Here is a 23,025-nt window from a genome sequence, read left to right as displayed (position 1 = left end):
ATTATTAATTTAAATAGTAGAAAAAGCTTTGGTGGATACTGTAAAAGATGAAGTGTATCTACATACTTTAGTCACTCTGAGTCCATTTTTTTCAATATTTCCAATAAATGAAAGCTGAGGATACCCATTTGCTGCATATCCGCCAAAGCTACCAATAGTAAGGCTTGCACTACTATTAAAATAAGTAGTGCTATGTGATGTAGATGATATTAATACGCCGTTCAAGAATCCGTATAAATTATTATTTGTTCGACTTACTGCTATGTGATACCAGTTATTAATTTGAAGGTTACAAGGAAAATTGATAGGAGAATCATTGATACCATCAGAGGTGAAGTACCATTGAAAATTATTAGCGCTTACATTTAAACCATAGCTTCTATTAGAATTATTTGATAAATCACCCACTTTGCTGATAACGTATCTAGGATTACCGTCTAGCACCGTTGGATAGACCCAAGCTTCTATAGTAAAATCACTATTTCCTAAATTAAACTCGTTTCTATTAGGAGTAGTTAAAATATTAGCGCTACCTGCAAAGTAAGCGCTATTAGCGCCAAATTTACTAATTGAGCTTATTGTTATTCCAGAAACAGATAAGCTATTTGCAAGAGAAGATTTATCTAGAAAATTATTATTATTAGATAGTAGTAGTACTACGCTAGAAAATAAATTATCTGAATTGCTATCAGCGGTTCCAACAGAAGATAAGCCTTGAAGTAAATCAGCTTTAGTAATTTTGTAAGTCTCTCCGACTGGCGATTGCATTATTAAAAAGTCATTATCAGCCGCAACGGTTTTTGAAATTGCAATATCTTTAATTTGGGTCATTATCTAATACGTATGAATGAATGATGAACTGATTACGTATCCTATTTGTATATCCATCTGGGATATACACTCCCCAATGAATTATTTCCAGTAGTTCATACAACTGGCTGTTGTCGTATCCAATTGGATTGCCGTTTTCATCAGTGATAATATTGCCGTTTTCTTCCGTTAAATATCCTTGAAAAGAAATTAGTGCTTGTAAAAGAATCGCAACTAGTAATTGTTGGGCGCGATTGTTTGTTGTAGGGGTAAGCCCGACTAGCGATAAATCTGATTTATTAATAATTAGTTTATCACTAGTTTGCACAGCCTTAACACCAAATAGCTCTTGCAGTGTTAGTGTTTGCATAATTAGTAATCATCAGGATCAATAACATCAGCACCAGTCAACAGCTTATCAACTTCGATAGAAATTGTATTTCTAAGATAAATAGCATTGTTGCGAGTTGTGATTGATGGGCTAAAACCATCAGTGACTGCAATTGATTGGTCAATATTCGTATCACGGGCAGTATCTGTAAGAACTGTTTTAAATTGCAAAATAATTGCTATCAACAGTGATTCAGCTGTATTGGATGTAGCTGGGGTCAAGCCTACAGCTACCAAGTCTGATTTTTTAATAACTAAATCAGTAGCAGTTTGGGTAGCGTTAGCACCAAATACAGCAAGCGTCGGTTCAGCCATACAACGGATTTTCTTGAAGTGAATAAATCCGTTGTATCTTTTAATTTTTGTACATGCAAGTAGTTAGGGGCTGCTGAAAAAGTATGAAAAAGCAATTCTTTTGGGTTGACTAGTTATTCAAACAAAAATTAAGTTTTGTCTCTTCAGCCGCCCAAGCCTTGCTATGTCAGGATACGGGGAAACAAGAAATTGAATCAGAAATCTATTCACAGATAAACCGCATATATACTTAATTATTGATTTGTTAACTTTTATCAAAATTCCGCAAAAAGGCGATCGCACCCAGACAACCACCTTTTTGAAACTTGTTAATGGCTATTGAATAAGCTAATCCCTAGTGAAAATGCAATGCACTAGATGCCATAGTGATTGCCTCATGTCGTTCTAGTTCTGGGTCTAGGGTGGAGATGTAATCTACAAATTGGTTTAGCTTGTAGCAGGCAAGCTCTGTGGCACTGTTTAATTCTGGAGAAGCGATCGCAATCCTGTCGCCATAAATCACGATCGCAGCTTTTATCTGTTCTTCCTGTGTACTCATTGGTTATTGGGTGTTGGGGAATCGGTCAGTTGCAGGTAAAGCAGAAAGTTATCTAGCTCATCCTCGGTTAACAAGATGCGCGATCGCACTCCGTAATATTTCATCAAATGCTCTCGACCTTGGGCTTCTGTCCAGCCCAATCGCTGCATTTCTGCATCTGTCTGGTTTACTAGGTTGTCGAAGTTTGGGTATGTTGGTTTCTCGGTCATTGGTCATTGGGTATTAGTCAACAGCGATCGCAACTCAACCCCGAATAGTCACAGATGCGTCGCCTGCTAATAAGTAGGCGACATATCCATGAATAAAGCCGTCCTCACCTTTGTAGGCAGGACGGCTTATTCACTCTCATTTATATTTGTAAGGCTTTCAGGTACTTGTCTTAGCTCTTGAAGCCTGTTTTCTATTATTTCAACCTGTTGTCGGTGGTAAGCCAGCTGCTTTTCGTTCTCATCAATTAGCTGGCCGACGATTTTCCCAGGGATTCCACTAGCTGTCCATTGTTCTGTGACAACGGTATTTGATTCATTGCAATCTTCTCTACGAGCTGGGATCTCGTAAGCCCCATGCTTAGAGCTAGGGTTCGCAGCATCTCCCAAGATTCTGGACTTACCTTTAAAGTCCCTGATATTACCACTTTCTCGGATTTCGGACGGCCTCTGGACATTCTCAAGTTCCATATTCAACACCCCAATTATTGCACATCTAGAATTCTAATATTGAATTACAATTCTAGACGTGCGAACATTATAGCTATATGGAATTCTAGAAGTCCAGTATTTCTCAGACAAATCCGGTAGAGATAGCAGCCTACCGCCATTGAGGCAATTTAAAGACCTGCTAGGGGAAACTGACAACAGACAACTGCATTCACCCGTAAGTCGTAGCGTCGCGGGGTTAGCAGTAACGAAATGTAAAAACCGATAGCCCAGTAAAAAGGCGATAGCCCTCTACAAAGCGATCGCCCGGTTCAAAGTTCAATTCAATTAAGAAGATTTTAGCAATATCAGCCAATTAAAAATCCAGAGCGATATGCCCTGGACATCCTAAATCGATCGGCAAATAAATAACTTTGAAAGAGGACAGCATGAATGTAACAGATATTAATCGCCTAGACATCATCAGCCACATTGAGCAGAACTTTAACCGCACTCAAGCCACTGGGCTAAACTGCCTAATCTTCCTGGCACTGCGAGAACAAACCACCATCGCTTACCAGAAGAAAGAATGGGGATTTGAGGACATACCCGAAATTATCATTACTTGGTGCGATTCTCTTGATGAAGGTGAACGCTTTGAACTCGGAGCCGATATTGCAGCCTTTTTACTGGACGAAATTATCACGGCTGCGGTCGAGCCAACAAGCGCTCAAATTACTGCTATGCAAGCCATTGAGGCAAAAGTCAACACTCCACTGTTGAGCGACTATTAACGCACTATCGAGGCACACGTCAACTACTATGACCGACCAACAGACCACAGATCGAGCCAATATTAACGGCAAATCACTGGCTGAACCTAAAACCAGAAGACAGAGACAGTGGAAAGAAATGGCAGACGATCCGCTTTCCGAGGGATTCGATTCTCACCAAGCTGAATACGTAGTAGGTAAAACTCAAGTAATCTTTGAAACCTTGTCACCTGGGCAACTGTTCTCTCGAACAAAAACAGGAAAAACCCTTTACGTAAAACTCAACGACGGGCGAGCAGTTTGCCTTGATACTCGTCAACCCATTGAGGTTAGTCCAACAAGGCGAAAAACTTTACCTTGTTGGGTCGTAACCATTTTTAATAGCACTACTGCAAATAAAGCGGATTTTTAAAGGCGATCGCCATCCGCACAGATACACGACCGCCGGCGTCATGCGGTCACATCACTGAAAACCACACACTCCAAGATTATGACAGAAGACATCAACAAATCCTACGTCCAGCGCTACGTTGCTCAAGCCAATTCCACAGACAACGAAGCCGTAAAAAATAATTGTCTCTACCGTGCCGGAACTCACATGGAAGTGATTGAGTGTAACGGTGATGACAAATTGACCCCTGAGCAACAGCAAATTGTCCTTGATGCTGCTAAGAGGTTGGAAGGTATTGGCTAATGAAGGATAATACGCCTTTATTTCTTGCGTTGGCTGGTATCGGTGTTTTGGTGTGGACTTTGCAACAGCAGTCCACACCCGACTTTAAAACACAGCTAACTAAGTGTCAAGCTGAGTTCGAGGGGTTTAAAAACGGAGTAATTTACCGGAGATGAACCATTTTGACATTCCCTCCGCTCGGACATGGTTAAGGTTTTTTGGGTGGGTAGCAGTCAAGCTGATAATTTCTCTGGTTCAGTTCTGCCTATTGCTGGCTGAAAAAATCCTTGAATTTATGCTGTGGTGCGTGAAATTAGCTCATAAACCAATGGATAAAATCGCCTTTGTGGTTGACCATCTGCCATACGCTGGTGTTCCGATCACGATTATGAGACAAGAGCTACAAGCCCAAACAATAGACGTACCAGCGCTATCCACCACAAATGAAATTCAGTTCTTTGATTTTTCTCAGTTTCGCAACGAGCCGGACAAGTTCCCACACATTCGCGTCATTGGTAAAACTGGCGTTGGTAAAACCCGTTTTACCGAGTGGCTAATGGATTTACTGGGCGGTGAGCAGTTCGTGATTACGCCCAAGAAAAAGCCTACAGACTGGCAGAATCAGGATATTTATGGCTACCCGTTCAACTACCAAGAATGTGAAGCCAAACTCAAAGATGTTCATTTCCTCATGCACAGGCGGTATGCAGAGATGGAGGAGGGTATTACCCATAACCAAATTAATTTTGCCTGTGACGAGTGGAAGCTGATCAACAAGAATGTTCCTAGCGCAAAGGAGGTGATGAAGGACATTATTATTGTCGCCAGAGACGCTAAGATCCGCTTGATTGCCCTGGCTCAAGGTGAAAATGTTGCCACCTGGGGGCTAGAAGGGGAAAGCGATTTGGAGGAATGTTTTACCACAGTGCGCTTTGGTGATTTCGCCCTGGACTACTGTAAAGGGCTAAGAAACCAATACCGCAAGGACAGTGACGAGTTCCTTTATTACTCTGCGGTACTCAATGAATTGGTTTCACAGGGGTTTCGGTGCTGCATGATTGACCGACTTCCTGCCAAAGTCCCCGATTTATCCAACTGGCAACCCGGTAATAAAGCAGTTGCAATCGGTCACGTCAACGGTAACTATTCGGTTGTTGACCAATTACAAAGCCAGTTACAAGCCAAATCGCAAAAACCGCAAAAAACCACGCAAAATCAGGGGTTTCAGCCCGAAACCGCGCCGACAGATGGGGCTATTTCCGACCCAAAACAGGCGGTAAAATCCGCTATCGATGCTGGACGTTCTGTTGATTGGTGCGCTAAAAATGTTCCCGGTCTACCTGGTAATTACTACTCAGCCAGGGCGTTGATTGAGGAATGGATGCAAGGGACAATTTGAAAGTGCGATCGCGCTTTTGGGAGGAGTGCGATCGCTGCTAAAAAGAAATCGATGCCAACAAGTAAAAAATAGCACATGTTCAGAACAAATAATGACCAAACATGACACTTGGGTAAAACTCAAACCCGGTAATCCTTACGAGCCAATTTTAGATTTATTTCCAGACGGCATGATACCCATGCCGACCGCCCAACCAATTAGAAAGCAGAATTTACCTAACCTTTGAAGATATCCATAAAACTGAAGAATAAATATGGCTGTAACCATCGATCCTAAAACACAAAAACTAAATATTCGTTTTAGGGTCAATGGTTACAACAAGCAATTTTATATATCGACTGGGCTTAAAAATTCACCTAAAAATAGAACTATTACAGATTCTCGCTGGGAAGAAATTCAGCGAGAAATTTCTTTAGGTATATTTGATCCTACGTTAGAACGTTATAAATTTGGAAGTAAAAATTTAAACACTGAGATTAAACATTCAGAATTATCTATTAGCGATTTATGGGAAAAATTTTGTGAATTTAAAGCAAGATTAATTAAACCCTCTACAGCTAATAATTATGAAACTTTTGGCAAGATACTTTTAAAACTTCCGCAATCCCTAACATCTGCACCACAAATCAGAGAACAGCTACTACAGAATCACAGTTACCATGTAGCACGGCAAGTCATCTCATCACTATCCTCTGCCTGTGACTGGGCCGTAGATTCTAAATTAATTTTTAGTAATCCTTTTAAGTCACTTCTTCTTCCTAAACAGAAAACTCAGAACGACAGCATAAAAGCATTCACATTAGAACAAAGAGATTTAATTATTGCGGAATTTGAGAGGAGCGCGACTTACTCGTGCTACACCAGTCTAGTAAAGTTTTTGTTCTTCACTGGTTGCCGTCCTGGGGAAGCGTTCGCGCTGTGCTGGGGAGATGTCGCCCAGGATTGTACAAAAATCACGATTAACAAATCTTATGCCACAAGGGTCGCCAGCCTGGGAGCCACGAAAAATAATAAGAAGCGGGTTTTCTCCTGTGGCAGTGGCAGTAAACTCCAAAATTTACTCCTGTCAATTCGCCCGATATCGCCTGACAAAAATTCTTTGGTTTTTCAATCTACTCTTGGCCAGAGGGTAAATCTAAGAATTTTGTGGCGGGCTTGGGGCGGATATTGGTCAAAAAAGAAATTTTATTCCGGCGTGGTCAAACAGTTAAGCGATAAAGGTCAAGTTCCTTACCTGAGCGTTTACGGTACACGGCATACTTTCGCTACCTGGGCGATCGCTCATGGAGCCTCCCCAGAAAAAGTGGCTTACTGGCTTGGGGACACTATTCAGACAGTGCTGATTTATTACTGTCACCCAGATGTTACCAAGTCAGAAGCCCCAGATTTTTGAACTACTCATTTACTACTCAAAAATCGCTCAAAAAGGTTCACCACAGCGATTATTGTACTTGCGTGGGGAAAGCACCAGGTTGCACAGCTATGTTAAGACTTTGCCCATTGCGACGTAATTCCATGCGTAAATCGCCCCCGACTTGGCTATTTTCTACTGCTTTTTGGACACTGCTGGCATCTGTGACTGCTTGTCCATCAAGCTTTTGGATCACATCCCCAGCACGTATCCCTGCTTTAGCAGCTGGTGAATTTGGGACAACTGTCACAACCAATACACCTTTATCTTCCTTCACACTCAAACCGCTATTGGGATCTGAGTTGATATTTTGTTTTAGCTGAGGCGTTAACTCTACCATCCGAATTCCCAGATAAGGATGTTCTACTTTCCCTGTAGCTATTAGTTGATTGGAAATACGTTGGACTGTTTTGATAGGAATAGCAAAGCCTAATCCTTGTGCCCCTTGGATAATTGCTGTATTCATCGCAATCACCTCGCCACGGGAATTTAGCAGGGGGCCGCCGGAGTTACCGGGATTAATCGCTGCGTCAGTTTGAATATACTCTACTCGCCTATCGGGAGCACCGATTTGATTGCTACTGCGTCCGGTGGCACTAATGATTCCAGTAGTTACTGTATTATCTAGTCCAAGGGGGTTGCCGATTGCGATCGCCCATTCTCCCGGTTGCAGTTGATCTGAGTTACCCAAAGCTACTGAAGGTAGATTGTCTGCCTGAACCTTGATAACAGCAACATCGGTTAATTCATCTTTTCCTAACACCTTACCTTGCAAGGTGCGCCCATCCTTGAGTGTCACTGTCACTGTATCAGCACCATCTACCACATGGGCATTAGTGATAATCCGACCATCGGCACTGATGATAAAACCTGAACCAGTACCCCGTTCTACCCTTTCTCCTGATTGTGGCAGTTGGGAACCAAAAAAGCGGCGAAAAAACGGATCGTTAAATTCATCTGGTAATTGAGTTCTTACCGTTCGGGAAGAGTTAATCCGCACTACTGCTGGGCCGACCTTTTGTACCACCCGTGTTACAAAGTTAGGATCTGTGGCCGCTGGTAATGGAGGAGCGGCACTTACTCGACTCACTGCCAAATTAGATGCACTTTCAGACACCTGCCGAGGGTGTCCAGCCATGTAGCCGCCTGCCAATGTCATACCTGATCCCAGCAACACCAGCGATAGAGAGGCGGCAGCCTTTTTCCAGGGTGCTTGATTAGGGTATTTGGCTTCAGCAGTGTTATGTGAAATGCTATTTGATGGGTGTTCTCTGTCGCGAGATTCGTTTTGCATTGCTGTCTGGAAAGATATTTAGATGTATTACTAATGTAGATATGATTTGTGACAGTTTTGTTGCGGAGGTATTGCGTTGTTGTGAAAGCTTTAGTATTTTACCGAACCGTATTGGAATATAGTCATTTGTAGAGACGCACAGCGCTGCGTATTTTATACCATGCCTGAAGGAATAAAAATGGCACAGGGGAAAATCTTACTTAAACCTGGCACTTTATGGACAAGTGTTAAAGAACGAACTGAACATGCTTTGCAATGCGGGGCGCTAATGTCGATTCCGACAGAATTTGAATTTGTTGAACACGAGGGTGTGCGGTTTTTGGTGCGGATTTTGTCTAACCTGAATCGCAAAAAAGCAGCTAAGGAGAAACAGAAGAAACAATCTGCTACTTCTGGTCAAGAGTTTAATCCTTTTTTGCCCTACGAAGAGGATTTATTTGTTGCGGATATTTCCGATACTCATGTATGTATTTTAAATAAATTTAATGTTGTTGATTATCACCTACTAATCATCACCCGTGCCTTCGAGGAACAGGAAAGCTTACTCACCCTGGAAGATTTTACAGCTATGTGGGCATGTTTAGCTGATTTCGATGGTTTAGCATTTTACAACAGTGGCAAAACCGCAGGTGCTAGTCAGCGACATAAGCACTTGCAATTAGTGCCACTACCACTTGCACCTTCGGGACCCCAGATACCTATTGAACCTCTGCTAACATCAGCACAATTTCAGGAATCAATACCTTCTGGTGCATCCGCTACGCTAACGGTAGGCTTTACCAACGCAATACCAAAACTTCCTTTTATACACGTTTTCGCACCATTAAATCCCGATTGGGTGCGATCGCCATTGGCAGGGGCGCAAGCAACACTGGAAGTTTATCATACTTTGCTACATTCTGTGGGATCTGGTGCTTACAATCTGCTAGCAACACGAGAATGGATGTTGATTGTACTGCGATCGCAGGAGCATTTCCAATCTATCTCTGTGAATTCATTAGGATTCGCTGGTGCTTTACTAGTAAAAAATGCAACAGAAATGGAAGTTCTCAAAGCTCAAGGCCCAATGAATATCCTCAAGAGTGTCGCTGTATGCTAATTAGCTTGATGCGATGTCTACAAGAGGCTTTGCATCAAATTATATACCTGACTTTTCACCGTATCTAGAAAACCTCATATCAAGTCCGGTTAATCACTTATAATTACCCCATCTGTGCAAAAATCGGAAAAGCCTCTTTCCCCCTGCCCCTACGCTCTAGATGATAAGTTTTTAGCCGGACACAATATCACTTCTATTTCTCTCTTTTTTACGAAACGCAGATTTACGCATAACAACTTGTGAGAGTTTGAGTGCTTGACCGTGCCAATTTTAGATTTTAGGTACAAGCCAGGCTCCTTGTATGCGAAATAAATCTAAAATTCAAAGTGAAGTCTTCATCTTTTAAACTCTGAGCGCAGACATCAAATAATTTTGTTTTTAGACAGTACACTTGGGTAGAGAAAGTTAGACGCAAACGCGAGAGCGTCTTGTTTGTTGGGTAACGCTTACGCTCAACGCAATTTATACCAGTTATTATTTAACTTAAAAAATTTTAATAAATATGGCTTCGGCATTGGATCAGAATGTATAAAGACAATAACAATGCAAAAAGCTAATCTGCGTATCGTTTGAGCAACCTCAAAACATTCATAGGACGGGCGGCAAAATCATCAGGATCACTGAAGTTGCTTAGATTTGCCTAAGTATAGATGAAAAAGGGACTGGGAATAAGGAGGAGAATAATAACTCAGTACTCCTAACTCAGCACTGGCTCAACGCCCTGCGATCGCTAACAGCACTTAGCACATCTGAATGCGGTTATGATCAAAAAGGGTAGCATCTCGGCTGGGAGAATAACTTTTTAGCCAAGCTACCTTTTGGATTGTAAGCTACTTTTTAAAACCACTCTTCTAATGGAAATTACTGAATCCTTTGAACTTTCAATTGGACGATCGCGATCGCACCATAGCGATCGTTTAGCGTTCGCTCTTGAGCAAGTGCTTTCTAACAGTGACATTGAGCCTTTATCCGTTGAGGAGTCGGCGGTGGTAAAAATTTGTTTAGAGAAATGTAGATAAAGGTATGGATATTGAAACCCACAAGCAAATATGGGGGCCAACCTCTGGCCCTTTGCGGTTTGAAAAACAGGAAAGTTTTGCTGATGATTTATGTGCGGTGAGCGCTTTATGTCGATTCAGCTTGAATCTATTAAATCTAAAATGTTACCTCCACAAGCTGAAAAAAAAATGCGCTGCTGGATTCGCAGTCGCCACTTGATTTGTTCGGGCAACTTTTTTATTTTCGAGACATTAGAATATACGACCATTGAAAGATTCTCTGAATGTGTAGCTTCTTTAGGAGGAACAGTAATATCCGTTGAACCGATTAATAAAATTTGGATGGGCGATCATCGGCAAGTCATTTTATATCAAGCAAAAGCTAGTTTACATACGCCTCATCATACTTTGAAACAATACTGGATAAAATCTGGTAGTGCATACACTAAATTTGATGAGCGTGCTTGAGAGTTACTATCCTGCGGAAATCTTTCTGACAGGCGTTTGCACTCTAATTCAAAATTAAGTTTTGAATTTTAAATACTCACCTTGGGGATTGACGGCTAATTGTTAATGTCTAATTGCTAATTTTTTTATAATGATTAGCTGTTAGTTATTATCAGTTAGCCGTCTAAGTTTAAAACCCTCATGTAGAGACGCGATTTACTGCGTCTTAGAATCCCAATTATCGCCTCTACAAAGTGCTTAGACCTTTTATTCGGCTTTTTGCGAGAAGTTCCCCTCAAAGTTTCACTATACCCAGGCTGATTTGAATTGCTCTATCTACCTGTGCGATCGCTTCTGGGCGCAGAATTCCCAAACGTTTAATCAGCCTTTGCTTGTCAATTGAGCGAATTTGATTGAGAAGTACAACCGAATCAACGTCCAAACCGCCCTCTGGTACTCTAATCAGTACTTCAGTAGGATACAAAGGTTCTGTAAACTTTGAGGTGATAGCTGCTACAACCGTGATTGGACTGTGTTCGTTAGAAACATCATTTTGCAAGATTAAAGCTGGGCGTGTTTTTTTAATCTCTGCGCCAATAGTTGGATCAAAATTAACTAAGTATACTTCACCGCGTTTAGGGTAGTTTACGCTTCGTTTTTGTGCCACAATTCTTCTTCCAAGTCAAACCATTCTTCCACTAACCCCAAATCGCGTTCCGCCCGTTGGATGGCTCCCTCTTTTAACTGTTCTCTAAGATTGACTAAGGCTTTTTCAGCAATATAATATTGCACAGCTTCATTGATGAATCGACTGCGTTGGCGTAGCCTCTCCTCCGGAGAATCGCCTTTTTCTATGACTTGATCAATTAGTTCAATTGTCTCATCTGGTAAGGTGATGTTAATCCGGCGATGCATAATTTTCCGCTCTGTTTTGCCTATCAGCTTTATTATACACATCTAAAGTGTGTATAGTTGTGCTAAAGATAATTCTACAAAGTTTAAAGATACGAAGCGGCTTGTCACAAGACATCGCTTGGCTTTTATTTGATATCGTCACAGAGATGGCGATCGCTCTGGCTCACATCTGGGTTATTCTACAAATAATGATGCAGCTAATTTCAATCCTGCAAAACTTGTGAAAGCGTTATTTATTCATCTCCTAACCCGATCATTTAGGATTGCTAACCAACGTTCGGCAATACTTTTAAAAGTCCTAGCTTCGGAACTAAAGCTGCCTTCTAAAACGAAGCTTGCTGACAAAGAACGCAGCGCAGTTAATGACTCTTCAAGCAATTGGCGCTGGTGGTATACTGATGTCTCATCCAAAGCAGTTTTTACTCCTTGGCTAATTTGCAAAAATACGGATAGTACGCAGCTAAATTCTTTTGGCAGATGAGAAGGCATCCAAGCTAGTTGATTCCCAAGTACAACTATTGTTTCAAGAGTCTGACAAGAGTTCAGTGTTTTTATGGTAGCACTAACCAATTCTTCATTGGCAGTTCTTTTCGAGGGATTAGAGTTGATGAGATATTCAACAGCTAGGCGAGCATCAGCCAGATTTTCACTATAAGCTTCTAAGATCAACTCTAAAGTTCGCTGGAAGCGGAGTTTATCTAAAGGATAGCTGGGTACTACTGGCATAGGAATCATAGACAACAGTAGTGTTACTATTGCAGGAATTAAAGGTAACCACCAACCTTCCAAGAAAGCCAAGTAACAGATACCAGCAAGACCAATCATTGCAAAGAATATACTGAAGGCCGACCATTTCCAAGAAGCCCATCTCCAAAACAGTAAACTAATGCTGGCTCCTACCAAAGACCAGCCTAAAATCCATATCTCTTCTATTTCTTCAGTCCAAAAATTTATTAAAGGTCGCCCATCCAACACTGTACTGATGAGTTGACTTGCTATCTGTGCATGAATAAGCAAAGCAGGCATTCTGGCTGGTTGATCTGGCAAAGCGCTATAAGGTGTATAAAAGCTACCTTGAGTGAAATTAGCTGCTGTAGTGCCAATAATTACAAGACGGTCTTTGATTAAACTGGGTTTGACTTGTCCACTGAGGACTTGTGTGAGGGTTACTTGGTTGGCGAGGCTGTTGGGGTGATGGTAATTTAATAATATTTGATAGCCCTTTGCATCCAGATTTTGGTAGCCGCCAGAATTAGGTTGTAAACGCGGAAACAGGATTTTACCTAACTGAAAATCTCCTTTATTAGTAAAATCATATTTAATGCCTTGTTTATCTAAATAATTAATTGCTATGAGCGCACCAAATGCAAATGATGTTGTACATTTTTTTTCTGGAGAGTAAACAAATAACAAACTGCGGCGGAGAATTTGGTCGTTTTCATTATCAGCAACCACATTGCTAAACCCAACATTATCTATAGGGAAATTTGGCGGTGGTGGGATTTCATCTTTACCCAAGGTGTTGAATAAACAGGTGCTGAAGATGTTATCTTGATTTTGCAAATGAGCCGCCAAATAGTTGTTTTCTGGTTGGAAAAGATATAAACCAACAATTCGCGGTTGATAAGACTCTATTTTTTTTAATAGCTGATTGATTCTACGATCTGATATAGTCTCTTTGTCTTGTTTAAGATCCTCGTCAGTGATTTTTACTAGCAAAATCCGCCGATCCGGTGCTTCTATCGGTCGTGATCGCATCATCTGGTCATAAGCTCTTAATTCCAAAGGTTGCAGCCAGCCATAAAGACGCACAATAGAAACACTGCCTGCAATGCTTATAGCTTTAATCAAGATAATTAATATTAACCACCTAATTTTAATTTTCTGCTCCAACGGTTCCCGCTTTGCTTGCTGTTGAGCTGTTGTCAATATCTCGTTTGCATTTACTATACGAGTAAGTCTATCTTCACTAAGCTTGCGTTGTGTTCTTTCCTTTGCAAGCTCTGTAATTAATTTATCTCCCTGTTGCTGACGAATAAAAGATACTAAATAATCATGCACCAGTTGATAACGGTCAGCCGGCGATTCTGGTAACAGCAACACTAACCTTGATGCCACAAAAATCTCTAACACCAAATCTAGTTTATCGGCTTCTGTTGCCAAATCTGCGGCTAACTCAGCGCGAGTCTTCAGGGGACGAGTACCATTTTCATCTGTAAGTAAATATAAAACCAGTCGAGCAACCTGTTCATTCTCCGCACCACAATCATGGATGACTTCTTCTAAAAATCGCTCAACCAGTTTTTCTTTCGTACCAAACTGACGATACTTATCTAAAGTTGTAATTTTCTCAGTTTGCAATTGCGTCCCCACAATTTGTAACTCAATCGGGCGAACCTCCCCCAATTCGCCTGCTAAATCTTGCACTAATTTATTAATCAATGCAGGCTCTAAGTAAAATTGAGAGCGTTCTGTCAAACTCTGCACAACAGCCATAGCATCGGCTGGCGAAAAATTACCTAAGTAATAGCGAATATTTTTATCGAGAATATTATTATTAATTGCACTTAAATTAAATAAACGTTCTAACTCTAATAAATAATGTAAATAATCTTCCCGTAAAGACAGAATTATCTTGACAAAAGGAATATCTAGACAGACTCGCAAAAACTCATAAAATGCTCGTCGTTGACCTTGGTCTGGATAAACGAAGAAAAACTCTTCAAACTGGTCAAACATTAAAACCGTCAACAAATTCCGGTCAGCATTTCTCCGTAATTGTTCTAAAATAGCTACTGAAGAATCAAGATTAGCAAATAATTGATTACCTCTGACTTCCTCAAAAGCTTTAGCTAAACTCTGCCCCAACATCCCCACCCAATCGGTATAAACTCGCAACAAAATAGGTAAAGCATCTCGCTCCCCAATTGCTTGTTGTTGCAACGCCGGGATTAATCCACCCTGCAAAATCGAGCTTTTACCCACTCCTGACTGACCATGAATTACAGTCAATTTATGCTCAGTGCCGCCAATTCTTTCTCGCAACCGCTTAACATCTTGTCCGCGACCAGAAGCAGCAATTTCTTGAGCAATTGTTTCAGGATTTTCTACCTGCAACTGTGCAGAACTAATTACCTGTCGCTGCGGGTTGAGATAAGATGCACCAACAAAAGCACGGAAACCATACTGTTGTTCAATTTGTAATTGTTCTTGCTTAATATTAAAAGCTTTCAGATATTCAGCTTGTTCAAAATAGAGTAAGCGTAACCTCTCTAATATAGATATATATAACTGTGGGTTGTACTGATGATTACTTTCAGATTTAGCAATTTCTAAACTATTAATTGCTGCTTCAATTTGACCTAAACCCTGTTGAGATTTAGCTAAAATAAACCGATACAAACTAAATTCATTTGATTGTAAATTAGGTATCTCAGCTAATATTTGTAATGCTTGTCCTGCGAGTTGATGAGCTTCATTCCAGCATGACTGTTCTAAGGCTACTTCTGCCAAAAAACCATAATCTTTAGCCAACTGCAACGACGTGCCATAATTTTGATGTAGCGGCAGAGATTTTTCAACAAGGCTTTGCAACTCTGACCATGCTTGTAAACATCGTAGCACTTCACCCAGTTTAGTAATATGTTTGGCAACTAAATCTGAACGTTGTATTTGTTCAAAAATTTCAATCGCTTGCTGAAAGCAATTTCTAGACTCTTGCCAATAGCGTTGATTTTCTGTCTGATTTTTTTCAGATTGGCGGTTATAAGCTGAAGCAATATTAACGAGTAATATACCTTGTCGTTCTAAATAATTACTTTGTCGCCAAAACTCCAAGCTTTGTTGATAATGTGCTAAAGCAGAATCTATCTCATCATATAGATAATCATTTAAACCAAGCAAAAACTCTAAACTTGCATGAAGTGCTGCTTCTAATACTTCTCCTCGATTTTGCAAATCTTGACGGGCGGTTTCTAGTTCCCGGCACATTTGGGGATTGGGCCTTACATCACCTGCAAAGATTTCATCAGTTTTTTGCTGAAGGAAGTTGACTAACTCATCGGTAGGGTTTTCAAATTCAATGATAGTTGCCCAATTCTCTAAATCAGTTGCTAATCGAATAAATTTTTGCACAACTGAATCATTAACCCACAACAATATCGGAAATGGAAAGTTCTTTCTAAACTCCTCCCGTACTTGGTTAGCTGAAGTCAAAACCGTATCAATATCTTTAATCGACTCCAAACCAAAAATCATTAATGCAGGTGGCTGTTCATCTCCTAGTTGCTCACGAATATTTGTGTAAAGCGTTTTGACTGATGCGGGTAAAGTAATTTTGCGAATGGGTACAGGAGTTAATTGGTGCAGGCATTCTACCATACGCTGACGTAAAGCAGCATAGTTACAGCGCAGCAGAATCAGCGAAAATTCCCCCTGAGAAAGGGTAATTGTTCGCACCAGAGTTTGCAATGAACGCTCATTGTCAAAGGCTAAATTTTCTGGCTCTTGCTGATTACTCATAACATAGATAATTTACCTTATATTAGCTGTTTGTATAATTACATCATGCAAGTACGGGGCAGTGGGCAGAAGAATAATTTCTGTTAGTTGTAGGCTGTAGTTGTGAAAATTAAAACTGACATCGCTCCCGTAAACTCTGAAGCCACTCCCGTAAACTCTGAAGCCACTCCCGTAAACTCTGAAGCCACTCCCGTGAACTCTGAAGCCACTCCCGTGAACTCTGAAGCCACTACCGTGAACTCTGAAGCCAGTACCGTGAACTCTGAAGTCACTACCGTGAACTCTGAAGCCAGTACCGTGAACCCTGAAGTCACTACCGTGAACCCTGAAGTCACTACCGTGAACTCTGAAGCCACTACCGTGAACTCTGAAGCCACTACCGTCATAATTAAGTAGAGTGTGTTGTCGCCAAGCGCCGCACAGTCAATAATTCAAGGTGCATTAGCCTACGGCATAACACACCCTACGGACAATTTATGTTTCTTTATATAGCGGTTCTGGTTTGGATGCAATACAGTCAGACCTCTCTCCAAACCTCTCTCCTAAGAGGAGAGAGGCTTTGAATTTTACTCCCCTTCCCTTGTAGGGAAGGGGCTGGGGGTTAGGTCTGTATTGCACTCAACTGAGAACCGCTATATACAGCGATTTATAACCTAAATTCCTTGGCTTCTGCCAAAATCGGATTGATATCAAACCAAGAACCATCCTCATCCCGGTATTCAAACACAAACATACTGCGGAGCAAAAGTTCGTATCTTTCGTGACCTCTCAAGCTTTTCTCTTGCGTCACCTCACGTAGTAATTCCCATTCATCGGGCGTAATTGCCAAAGTTAGCTCATTGCGGCGTTGTTTAATCACTCTATTTACGCACTCTTGCGATAAAGGCGGGTCTTCTTGCTGAAGACAGCGAAATAATAACATTAACAAGTTACGCAAATGACCGCCGCTAACTAAGCACAGCCGTTCTAAACTATCAGCACTATCAAAAACTTCAGTAATCAAATGCTGGCTTTGTTCCCAACTGACACCAGGAAAAGCTCTCGCCATGACCATCTGTTGCAGCAGCGTGATTCCTTGTGAAAATTGTGAACCATCTTGTAGTTGCACAGGAACCATTGGCAAAACCTTGGGGTCTGCGCCAAAGCGATTTGTCAGCCTTCCTAAAGCGTTGGAAAAAATCAACACTAGGGGAATAGTATAAACAACATGACAATTTAGCTGGTTTAACTGTTCACCGCGTTCAACAAAGAGATATTCTGGCTGGTAATGACCGGAAGGCTTTAAAGAATTATCCACTCGGTCGAGATTATCAATAATTACCACCAGTCCTTTTTTACCTTGCTGCTTCAGTTTCTCTCTAGCAGGCTTGAGCAATTCTTTGTTGATTGATTCTAAAATGCCATTGGTACGCGGTTCTAAATATTGCCGTAACTGAGAGCGAAGTTTGGGGCTATCTTTAGTTTTGGCGGTAATCTTGGCAATACCTACAGATAACTCTCCCCCAAGTTCTATCGGCGTTTGCAAAAATTCAGCAAGTTCAGTAAATAGAGTTTGAAAGTATCCTGGTTTCAGATTAATTTTTATTGCTTCTAGACTTTGACTCACTTCACGAGCTACTGCCAGTAAAATATCTGTAACATCAATATCAGCCATATCTAGGCTTTGGCTAGACTCAAAATAAACCACATGAAATTCCTGCTGTTCTAACTCTGCCTTTAGCCGCAGTAATTCAGTAGACTTGCCACAGCCGATATGTCCGGTAAATAATTGACAAGTAGGTTGCTCAGGTGAAAGGCGGGTGATAGTTCGCCCTAATTCTTCAATAATCTTGGCACCACGCACTTTAGAGAAATCAATATAATATTGTCTATCCTCCGGTTTGCTCACAACCAGAGTCTTACTGGGGTTGCAAGCTTGAAAAAACCTGACTAAATCTAGTTTCATCACAAATCACCCAAAATTAGGCTGACACTCTTGCCCATTTCAGTGATTATACAGACGATAAAGCCGCTATTTCGGAAAAAGCTTCTTTAGATTGACTGATTAAAATATCTAACTTTTCTTATGGGGTGGGTGTCTCACCCGCCTACAAACAAGGGCGGACAAGATGTCCACCCCACAAGAAATATCTACAACTTCAGCTTTTCACCGCGAATTGAATAATCTAACAACTCCATCGGGTGAATAACTGAAATCTTTTTACCTTGCAACTGCAAATGCTTCGTAATCTGCAAAGTACACCCCGGATTAGCAGAAGCAATTAACTTAGCACCAGTATTCAATAAATTCTGCACTTTTTGCTGACCCAATTCTTCAGAAACTTCTGGTTGCAGCATATTATAAACCCCAGCACTGCCACAACATAAAGCTGCATCTATCGGTTCTCTCAACTTTACCCCTGGAATTTGCCGCAATATCTGACGCGGTTGCACACTAATCTTTTGTCCATGCAATAAATGACAAGCATCTTGATAAACTAAATTCAAAGGTTTATCAGTTAGTGGCGAAAGTTTTGCTGTAAACCCAACAGTTGCCAAAAACTCTTGAGCATCTTTAACCTTAGCTGCAAAATCCTTTGCCTTTTCTCGATATTCTGGGTCACTTTCTAAAATATGACCGTATTCTTTCAAAGTATGACCACAACCAGCAGCATTGATAATCACGAAATCTACATCCGTGTTAGCAAAACTATCAATCATCTGCCTTGCTAAAGCTTTCGCCTGTTCTGTTTGTCCTTGGTGTTCGGGAAGCGCTGCACAACAACCTTGAGATTTGGGAATCACAACTTCACAACCATTAGCTGTTAAAACTCTCACGGTTGCTTCATTCACAGGAGAGAAAAACAGCCGTTGCACGCAACCCAAAATTACCCCGACTCGGTAACGCTTTTCACCTTGGGCGCGAATAACAGTAGGCAAATTATCCTGAAAAGATTTGAGAGTAATTTCTGGCAGAATAGATTCCATTGCTGCCAAACGAGGCGATATTTTATTGAGTAAACCCGTAGCGCGAAAGAATTTTGCAAACCCCAACTTTTGATAAACCAACAACGGAACTAATAAAATCCGTAAAAGATTGGGATAAGGAAATAAAGAAAATATCAGTTGACGAAAAAATTGATCTGTTAAACTGCGAGGATAATTTCGTTCAACTTGATGACGAGTCGCAGAAATCAATTTGTCATACTGCACACCAGAAGGACAAGTACTGACACAAGCAAGACAACCCAAACAAGAATCAAAATGTTCTACTGTTGCTGTATTTAAAGCAATCTCGCCCTCATTAATCGCATCCATTAAATAGATGCGTCCTCTAGGAGAATCCATCTCCTTACCAAGCACCCGATAACTGGGACAAGTTGAGAGACAAAATCCACAATGGACACAACTATCAATCAACTTTGGGTCAGGCGGATGACTCTGATCAAACCCCTTCAAATTCTTTAAACTAGCCGTATTATTAACAGAATTTTCTGAAACCTGCATAATTAATTCTTTTCCCTATTCCTTGGCGACCTTGGCGTACTTGGCGGTTCGTTTTCTTAAAATTAAATTCCACCCACAAACCGACCAGGACTTAAAATATTCTTACTATCAAACTGTTCCTTAATACGGCGCATCAACGGCAAAGCATTACCCGTATAACCCCAAACATCTATTTGTTCTTTAACCGCCACTGGTGCTTCCAGAATTGTTAAAAAACCACTACTTGCTTGAGTGCGTAGGCGTAGCCCGCCGTAGGCATCGCCTCCGGCGGAGCGTAGCTCATCGCGCACTTTCAAAACTTGATTTTTATCCTCTAATTGTAACAAACCCAAACCACTACTTATATGAATTAAACCCAACTCCACCTGAGCCAAAATCTCCACAGCAGCAGTAGGTAACACTCCTATTTTGCAAGTAATTATAGATTCTGTGGCACTAGTATGGATTCGTTCTTGCAATCTCTGCCATAGATTAACTTCATCACCATCGGCAAAAATTGCCCCATCTAAACCTAACTTTTGCCCTACTTCCAAAACTCGGTTTGACTGTTCCTTAACACTCTCACTAATACTTTGAAAGCGGGCAATTAATCCCAGCCCTTGACCCAAACCTAAACTAGACACCAACTTAGTTGATAGCAAATCAGCCTGAACTGGTGTTAACGCCGAACCTCGAAGGATATCAGCCGCTTGGGATACAGCCTCTGCACTACCCGTTAGTACCACCGTTCCCGATGCCTCTGGTAGTGGATACACGCGAAAAGTTAGTTGACTAATAAAGCCCAATGTGCCATAAGACCCAGTAAGCAACTTCATCAAGTCATATCCGGCAACATTTTTGACTACTCTTCCCCCAGCTTTAGCTATTTCTCCATCAGCACGCACAAAGGTAATACCTAATAGCTGGTCGCGCACACTACCATAACGTTGCCGCAGAGAACCTGTATCACCTGTGGCAACAATACCGCCAATGGTTGCAGACTCTGGTGCTGTAGGATCAAGGGCGAGAAATTGCCGCGACTTTGCCAAAAGTGCTTGTAAATTAGAGAACTTCATCCCAGGTTCTATTGTGACAGTCAAATCCCCAACAGCGTGTTCAATAAGTTTATTAATGCGTTCTGTACTAACTACAATATCAACGCCCTTAGCTAAACCGCCCCAGCTAAGTTTACTGCCACTACCACAGGGGAGGATACGCCAGTTGTTAGTGTGAGCTGTAGCGATGACTGCGGCTAGCTGTTGTTGAGTGCGAGGATAGACGATACAACTGGGAGAATTTCCAGAAGCTATAGCCTGTTGGATACGTTTTTGCTGACTTAATTCGATATTTTCCCAAAGACAAACAGCATTTTCTTCGCCGACGATAGATGCAAAATCAGAAACGCAGATGGCTTGCGGCTTGTCGTTAGACATCGCTTTCATTTAGTTTATTTTTTTACGCCCTATATTTAATTTACTGGGTAACCTGACTAAAAAAGCGGATTGCCATTAATATATGATGGCTTTAATACAGGGAGCAATACCGTACCACTTCCCTACGGGACGCTACGCGAACGTAAAAGCAAGCTACGCAAAGCGTCTGTCTGCGACACGCTGCGCGAACCTAGAGATATTTCTTAGCTAATTTTAATCAGTTTATCAGGGGTAATTCAGAGCGATCGCTGATTATAGTCATTAATGTAGGGAATCCCGTACTAGAGTTGATTGCCCAGTGAACCGGAAAATAGAAAATAATAGATATATGGACAAACGATATTTTTTACAGGCTAGTGCAGTAATAGTCGGCACAGCATTGTTATCAAGGTATATCAAATGGGGGCCAAAAGAGATGACAACTTCTAATAGTGGATTTGAAATTACTAAACCTGAAGAAGAGTGGCGCACCATTTTAACGCCGGAACAGTTTAAAGTATTGCGTAAACACGGCACTGAACGCCCTTATACCAGCCCATTGGATAAGGAATACGACAATGGTACTTATTATTGTGCTGCGTGTGAACAGCCACTGTTTACCTCCGATACCAAATTTAACAGTGGTACTGGCTGGCCTAGCTTCTTTAAGCCGATTGAAGGTGCGATCGCTACTACTGTAGATCGGTCGTTGTTTATGACCAGAACTGAAGTGCATTGTAGTCGCTGTGGTGGCCATCTGGGTCATGTTTTCGATGACGGACCTGCACCCACAGGCAAGCGCTATTGCATGAATGGAGTTTCGTTGAAGTTTACTCCTGCCTAATTTAGTTGCGTAGGCGTAGCCCGTCGTAGACATCGCACGCACTAACCTAAATTATGAAATTTTGAGGCTTGACCAAGGGTGAATAGATTGTTGACAATAAGTTCTCCTACCCAATCCTACTGGACGAAGTATTGTCAATTAAAAAAATACAACTCTTGGTCTTCGCTAAAGCTATTTACCTAAATCTTTCTATTTGTTCGAGTCGTTTTTCTCCTTTTTGTCTTTGGGATCTTTTTTAGGTTTTTTAACCTCTTTATTACTTTTTCTTTCTTTCGACATTAGTGTTCTCCAATTAGATTACTTAGTGAAAGCTTCCACATTTTGCCATCAGTAAATCAGGACATAACTTACCTGATATTCTTTTAAGGCAAAAAAGAAAGTATCAAACATAAATGCTACTAACTACCATGATACGGTGTTGTTTGATTATCGGGCTTAATCTAAAATCCAAAATCCAAAATCCTTTGACTATTGTTCCAACAATTTTATCCGTTGCCACCAAAGATTTAGCGGATAATAGACCACAGGTGCCCACAGACTACTAAGAATGGCAGAAGCTAGGGCAACACGTTGGTAATATGTCCAAATATCTGTGACCTTGCGCTCATTCCCCATCAAAGTTAATTGCAAACCAAAAATAGTTTCTGCCAAAACTGCCATAACAAAGACAATTACAGCGATCGAAATAAAATCTTCTTCGATAAAACGCTGCTTTTGGAGCAGAGCAGTTAAAATTCCCACTATACCTAAACTAAGAGCATGAGTAGGGTTAGGTGATGTCATTGAATCTTGAAGTAGTCCTAGAATTATACCTGCCAATGCTCCGGCAAACACCGTGCGCTTCACACTCCAAGCTACCACCCAAATTAACAGCCAGTTAGGGGCAATTCCCAATAATTCCATACCCGGTAAGCGGGTTGGCAATAATAGCAAACATAATAGTACAGAACTAGCCGTCACTATCCAACCCAACAACTGACGTACACCGGGATGCCAACGAGAAAGTGGCTGGATTCGGAATTTCGATTTTCGCTGTGATGATTTTGGCTTTTTCTGCCTGCTACTACCAAATGCAGGAATCTTCAT

At 41.2% G+C, this 23,025-nt stretch carries 28 protein-coding genes; 13 read left to right on the top strand and 15 right to left on the bottom strand.

Features of this window, described 5'->3' with window-relative positions:
* Positions 1-9: 9 nt before the first annotated feature.
* The 6 genes from CDC33_RS32105 to CDC33_RS32080 all read right to left on the bottom strand — a co-directional run bounded on the left by CDC33_RS32105 (position 10) and on the right by CDC33_RS32080 (position 2,730).
* Positions 10-831 (bottom strand): LamG domain-containing protein, encoded by an 822-nt coding sequence (locus CDC33_RS32105; RefSeq protein ID WP_109012360.1) that lies wholly within the window; start codon positions 829-831, stop codon positions 10-12.
* Complete coding sequence (locus CDC33_RS32100) at positions 818-1,180, bottom strand: hypothetical protein (protein ID WP_109012359.1); 363 nt, start codon at positions 1,178-1,180, stop codon at positions 818-820. Before CDC33_RS32100 ends, CDC33_RS32105 begins: the two co-directional genes overlap by 14 nt.
* A 2-nt stretch (positions 1,181-1,182) precedes the next feature.
* The gene (locus CDC33_RS32095) at positions 1,183-1,515 is read right to left on the bottom strand and encodes a hypothetical protein (RefSeq protein WP_109012358.1); all 333 of its coding nucleotides are present in this window, start codon (positions 1,513-1,515) and stop codon (positions 1,183-1,185) included.
* A gap of 334 nt (positions 1,516-1,849) precedes the next feature.
* The gene (locus CDC33_RS32090) at positions 1,850-2,053 is read right to left on the bottom strand and encodes a hypothetical protein (protein WP_109012357.1); all 204 of its coding nucleotides are present in this window, start codon (positions 2,051-2,053) and stop codon (positions 1,850-1,852) included.
* Positions 2,050-2,262, bottom strand: a complete 213-nt coding sequence (locus CDC33_RS32085) for a hypothetical protein (RefSeq protein ID WP_109012356.1) — start codon at positions 2,260-2,262, stop codon at positions 2,050-2,052. Before CDC33_RS32085 ends, CDC33_RS32090 begins: the two co-directional genes overlap by 4 nt.
* Positions 2,263-2,388: 126 nt before the next feature.
* Positions 2,389-2,730, bottom strand: a complete 342-nt coding sequence (locus CDC33_RS32080) for a hypothetical protein (RefSeq protein WP_109012355.1) — start codon at positions 2,728-2,730, stop codon at positions 2,389-2,391.
* A gap of 407 nt (positions 2,731-3,137) precedes the next feature.
* Between CDC33_RS32080 and CDC33_RS32075 the strand changes: the two genes are divergently transcribed.
* From CDC33_RS32075 to CDC33_RS32055, 7 genes are all read left to right on the top strand, one after another.
* Positions 3,138-3,482: a hypothetical protein gene (locus CDC33_RS32075; protein ID WP_109012354.1), complete on the top strand. Its 345-nt coding sequence runs from the start codon at positions 3,138-3,140 to the stop codon at positions 3,480-3,482.
* Positions 3,483-3,510: 28 nt separating this feature from the next.
* Entirely contained in the window at positions 3,511-3,873 is a 363-nt protein-coding gene (locus CDC33_RS32070) for a hypothetical protein (protein WP_109012353.1), read from the top strand.
* A gap of 78 nt (positions 3,874-3,951) precedes the next feature.
* Positions 3,952-4,155 carry a hypothetical protein gene (locus CDC33_RS32065; protein WP_109012352.1) on the top strand — a complete coding sequence of 68 codons (204 nt, stop codon included), beginning with the start codon at positions 3,952-3,954 and terminating at the stop codon, positions 4,153-4,155.
* Complete coding sequence (locus CDC33_RS39335) at positions 4,155-4,310, top strand: hypothetical protein (protein ID WP_181374198.1); 156 nt, start codon at positions 4,155-4,157, stop codon at positions 4,308-4,310. The genes CDC33_RS32065 and CDC33_RS39335 overlap by 1 nt, the downstream gene beginning before the upstream one ends.
* Complete coding sequence (locus tag CDC33_RS32060; RefSeq protein WP_109012351.1) at positions 4,307-5,533, top strand: hypothetical protein; 1,227 nt, start codon at positions 4,307-4,309, stop codon at positions 5,531-5,533. The genes CDC33_RS39335 and CDC33_RS32060 overlap by 4 nt, the downstream gene beginning before the upstream one ends.
* A gap of 91 nt (positions 5,534-5,624) precedes the next feature.
* Positions 5,625-5,759, top strand: coding sequence for a hypothetical protein (locus tag CDC33_RS41430; protein ID WP_280524440.1), 135 nt, complete (start codon positions 5,625-5,627; stop codon positions 5,757-5,759).
* Between the two features lie 27 nt (positions 5,760-5,786).
* Complete coding sequence (locus CDC33_RS32055) at positions 5,787-6,926, top strand: site-specific integrase (protein ID WP_109012350.1); 1,140 nt, start codon at positions 5,787-5,789, stop codon at positions 6,924-6,926.
* Positions 6,927-6,975: 49 nt separating this feature from the next.
* Here CDC33_RS32055 and CDC33_RS32050 read toward each other — a convergent pair whose 3' ends face one another.
* Complete coding sequence (locus CDC33_RS32050) at positions 6,976-8,238, bottom strand: HhoA/HhoB/HtrA family serine endopeptidase (RefSeq protein ID WP_109012349.1); 1,263 nt, start codon at positions 8,236-8,238, stop codon at positions 6,976-6,978.
* A gap of 178 nt (positions 8,239-8,416) precedes the next feature.
* Here CDC33_RS32050 and CDC33_RS32045 point away from each other — a divergent pair, with 178 nt between their 5' ends.
* The 4 genes from CDC33_RS32045 to CDC33_RS32030 all read left to right on the top strand — a co-directional run bounded on the left by CDC33_RS32045 (position 8,417) and on the right by CDC33_RS32030 (position 10,803).
* Positions 8,417-9,337, top strand: a complete 921-nt coding sequence (locus CDC33_RS32045) for an ATP adenylyltransferase family protein (protein WP_109012777.1) — start codon at positions 8,417-8,419, stop codon at positions 9,335-9,337.
* 854 nt (positions 9,338-10,191) lie between these two features.
* Positions 10,192-10,356, top strand: a complete 165-nt coding sequence (locus CDC33_RS39330) for a hypothetical protein (protein WP_181374197.1) — start codon at positions 10,192-10,194, stop codon at positions 10,354-10,356.
* Positions 10,357-10,360: 4 nt separating this feature from the next.
* The gene (locus tag CDC33_RS41760; RefSeq protein ID WP_369694374.1) at positions 10,361-10,555 is read left to right on the top strand and encodes a hypothetical protein; all 195 of its coding nucleotides are present in this window, start codon (positions 10,361-10,363) and stop codon (positions 10,553-10,555) included.
* Positions 10,465-10,803 (top strand): CpeR family transcriptional regulator, encoded by a 339-nt coding sequence (locus tag CDC33_RS32030; protein ID WP_109012348.1) that lies wholly within the window; start codon positions 10,465-10,467, stop codon positions 10,801-10,803. The genes CDC33_RS41760 and CDC33_RS32030 overlap by 91 nt, the downstream gene beginning before the upstream one ends.
* Positions 10,804-11,077: 274 nt before the next feature.
* Here CDC33_RS32030 and CDC33_RS32025 read toward each other — a convergent pair whose 3' ends face one another.
* Positions 11,078-11,449 carry a type II toxin-antitoxin system PemK/MazF family toxin gene (locus CDC33_RS32025; RefSeq protein WP_109012347.1) on the bottom strand — a complete coding sequence of 124 codons (372 nt, stop codon included), beginning with the start codon at positions 11,447-11,449 and terminating at the stop codon, positions 11,078-11,080.
* Entirely contained in the window at positions 11,428-11,697 is a 270-nt protein-coding gene (locus tag CDC33_RS32020) for a ribbon-helix-helix domain-containing protein (RefSeq protein ID WP_109012346.1), read from the bottom strand. Before CDC33_RS32020 ends, CDC33_RS32025 begins: the two co-directional genes overlap by 22 nt.
* A gap of 101 nt (positions 11,698-11,798) precedes the next feature.
* Between CDC33_RS32020 and CDC33_RS41425 the strand changes: the two genes are divergently transcribed.
* Positions 11,799-11,921, top strand: coding sequence for a hypothetical protein (locus CDC33_RS41425; RefSeq protein ID WP_280524439.1), 123 nt, complete (start codon positions 11,799-11,801; stop codon positions 11,919-11,921).
* A 13-nt stretch (positions 11,922-11,934) separates the two neighbouring features.
* Here CDC33_RS41425 and CDC33_RS32015 read toward each other — a convergent pair whose 3' ends face one another.
* The 5 genes from CDC33_RS32015 to CDC33_RS31995 form a co-directional block, all read right to left on the bottom strand.
* Complete coding sequence (locus CDC33_RS32015; RefSeq protein ID WP_146195879.1) at positions 11,935-16,218, bottom strand: CHASE2 domain-containing protein; 4,284 nt, start codon at positions 16,216-16,218, stop codon at positions 11,935-11,937.
* Positions 16,219-16,301: 83 nt separating this feature from the next.
* A complete protein-coding gene (locus CDC33_RS38005; protein ID WP_181374196.1) occupies positions 16,302-16,532 on the bottom strand; it encodes a hypothetical protein in 231 nt (76 codons plus the stop codon).
* 332 nt (positions 16,533-16,864) lie between these two features.
* On the bottom strand, positions 16,865-18,163 hold the full coding sequence (locus CDC33_RS32005; RefSeq protein WP_109012344.1) for a P-loop NTPase fold protein: 1,299 nt from the start codon (positions 18,161-18,163) through the stop codon (positions 16,865-16,867).
* A gap of 185 nt (positions 18,164-18,348) precedes the next feature.
* Positions 18,349-19,704 (bottom strand): (Fe-S)-binding protein, encoded by a 1,356-nt coding sequence (locus CDC33_RS32000; protein ID WP_109012343.1) that lies wholly within the window; start codon positions 19,702-19,704, stop codon positions 18,349-18,351.
* A 62-nt stretch (positions 19,705-19,766) separates the two neighbouring features.
* Entirely contained in the window at positions 19,767-21,125 is a 1,359-nt protein-coding gene (locus CDC33_RS31995; RefSeq protein WP_109012342.1) for an FAD-binding oxidoreductase, read from the bottom strand.
* A 319-nt stretch (positions 21,126-21,444) separates the two neighbouring features.
* Between CDC33_RS31995 and msrB the strand changes: the two genes are divergently transcribed.
* The gene (gene msrB, locus CDC33_RS31990) at positions 21,445-21,939 is read left to right on the top strand and encodes a peptide-methionine (R)-S-oxide reductase MsrB (RefSeq protein ID WP_109012341.1); all 495 of its coding nucleotides are present in this window, start codon (positions 21,445-21,447) and stop codon (positions 21,937-21,939) included.
* Between the two features lie 468 nt (positions 21,940-22,407).
* Here the strand turns inward: msrB and mreD are convergent, their stop codons facing one another.
* Complete coding sequence (mreD, locus tag CDC33_RS31985; protein ID WP_109012340.1) at positions 22,408-23,025, bottom strand: rod shape-determining protein MreD; 618 nt, start codon at positions 23,023-23,025, stop codon at positions 22,408-22,410.

The organism is Nostoc commune NIES-4072, assembly GCF_003113895.1.
GTDB classification, from domain to species: Bacteria; Cyanobacteriota; Cyanobacteriia; order Cyanobacteriales; family Nostocaceae; genus Nostoc; species Nostoc commune.
Note: the sequence above shows the minus strand (reverse complement) of the source record. Positions and strands in the feature narration are given on the sequence as shown.

What these genes read in the sequence shown, in the direction of transcription:
- CDC33_RS32105 (WP_109012360.1), bottom strand. Translation starts at nt 831, where the DNA reads ATGACCCAAATTAAAGATATTGCAATTTCAAAAACCGTTGCGGCTGAT.
- CDC33_RS32100 (WP_109012359.1), bottom strand. Translation starts at nt 1,180, where the DNA reads ATGCAAACACTAACACTGCAAGAGCTATTTGGTGTTAAGGCTGTGCAA.
- CDC33_RS32095 (WP_109012358.1), bottom strand. Translation starts at nt 1,515, where the DNA reads ATGGCTGAACCGACGCTTGCTGTATTTGGTGCTAACGCTACCCAAACT.
- CDC33_RS32090 (WP_109012357.1), bottom strand. Translation starts at nt 2,053, where the DNA reads ATGAGTACACAGGAAGAACAGATAAAAGCTGCGATCGTGATTTATGGC.
- CDC33_RS32085 (WP_109012356.1), bottom strand. Translation starts at nt 2,262, where the DNA reads ATGACCGAGAAACCAACATACCCAAACTTCGACAACCTAGTAAACCAG.
- CDC33_RS32080 (WP_109012355.1), bottom strand. Translation starts at nt 2,730, where the DNA reads ATGGAACTTGAGAATGTCCAGAGGCCGTCCGAAATCCGAGAAAGTGGT.
- CDC33_RS32075 (WP_109012354.1), top strand. Translation starts at nt 3,138, where the DNA reads ATGAATGTAACAGATATTAATCGCCTAGACATCATCAGCCACATTGAG.
- CDC33_RS32070 (WP_109012353.1), top strand. Translation starts at nt 3,511, where the DNA reads ATGACCGACCAACAGACCACAGATCGAGCCAATATTAACGGCAAATCA.
- CDC33_RS32065 (WP_109012352.1), top strand. Translation starts at nt 3,952, where the DNA reads ATGACAGAAGACATCAACAAATCCTACGTCCAGCGCTACGTTGCTCAA.
- CDC33_RS39335 (WP_181374198.1), top strand. Translation starts at nt 4,155, where the DNA reads ATGAAGGATAATACGCCTTTATTTCTTGCGTTGGCTGGTATCGGTGTT.
- CDC33_RS32060 (WP_109012351.1), top strand. Translation starts at nt 4,307, where the DNA reads ATGAACCATTTTGACATTCCCTCCGCTCGGACATGGTTAAGGTTTTTT.
- CDC33_RS41430 (WP_280524440.1), top strand. Translation starts at nt 5,625, where the DNA reads ATGACCAAACATGACACTTGGGTAAAACTCAAACCCGGTAATCCTTAC.
- CDC33_RS32055 (WP_109012350.1), top strand. Translation starts at nt 5,787, where the DNA reads ATGGCTGTAACCATCGATCCTAAAACACAAAAACTAAATATTCGTTTT.
- CDC33_RS32050 (WP_109012349.1), bottom strand. Translation starts at nt 8,238, where the DNA reads ATGCAAAACGAATCTCGCGACAGAGAACACCCATCAAATAGCATTTCA.
- CDC33_RS32045 (WP_109012777.1), top strand. Translation starts at nt 8,417, where the DNA reads ATGGCACAGGGGAAAATCTTACTTAAACCTGGCACTTTATGGACAAGT.
- CDC33_RS39330 (WP_181374197.1), top strand. Translation starts at nt 10,192, where the DNA reads ATGGAAATTACTGAATCCTTTGAACTTTCAATTGGACGATCGCGATCG.
- CDC33_RS41760 (WP_369694374.1), top strand. Translation starts at nt 10,361, where the DNA reads ATGGATATTGAAACCCACAAGCAAATATGGGGGCCAACCTCTGGCCCT.
- CDC33_RS32030 (WP_109012348.1), top strand. Translation starts at nt 10,465, where the DNA reads ATGTCGATTCAGCTTGAATCTATTAAATCTAAAATGTTACCTCCACAA.
- CDC33_RS32020 (WP_109012346.1), bottom strand. Translation starts at nt 11,697, where the DNA reads ATGCATCGCCGGATTAACATCACCTTACCAGATGAGACAATTGAACTA.
- CDC33_RS32015 (WP_146195879.1), bottom strand. Translation starts at nt 16,218, where the DNA reads ATGAGTAATCAGCAAGAGCCAGAAAATTTAGCCTTTGACAATGAGCGT.
- CDC33_RS32005 (WP_109012344.1), bottom strand. Translation starts at nt 18,163, where the DNA reads ATGAAACTAGATTTAGTCAGGTTTTTTCAAGCTTGCAACCCCAGTAAG.
- CDC33_RS32000 (WP_109012343.1), bottom strand. Translation starts at nt 19,704, where the DNA reads ATGCAGGTTTCAGAAAATTCTGTTAATAATACGGCTAGTTTAAAGAAT.
- CDC33_RS31995 (WP_109012342.1), bottom strand. Translation starts at nt 21,125, where the DNA reads ATGAAAGCGATGTCTAACGACAAGCCGCAAGCCATCTGCGTTTCTGAT.
- msrB (WP_109012341.1), top strand. Translation starts at nt 21,445, where the DNA reads ATGGACAAACGATATTTTTTACAGGCTAGTGCAGTAATAGTCGGCACA.
- mreD (WP_109012340.1), bottom strand. Translation starts at nt 23,025, where the DNA reads ATGAAGATTCCTGCATTTGGTAGTAGCAGGCAGAAAAAGCCAAAATCA.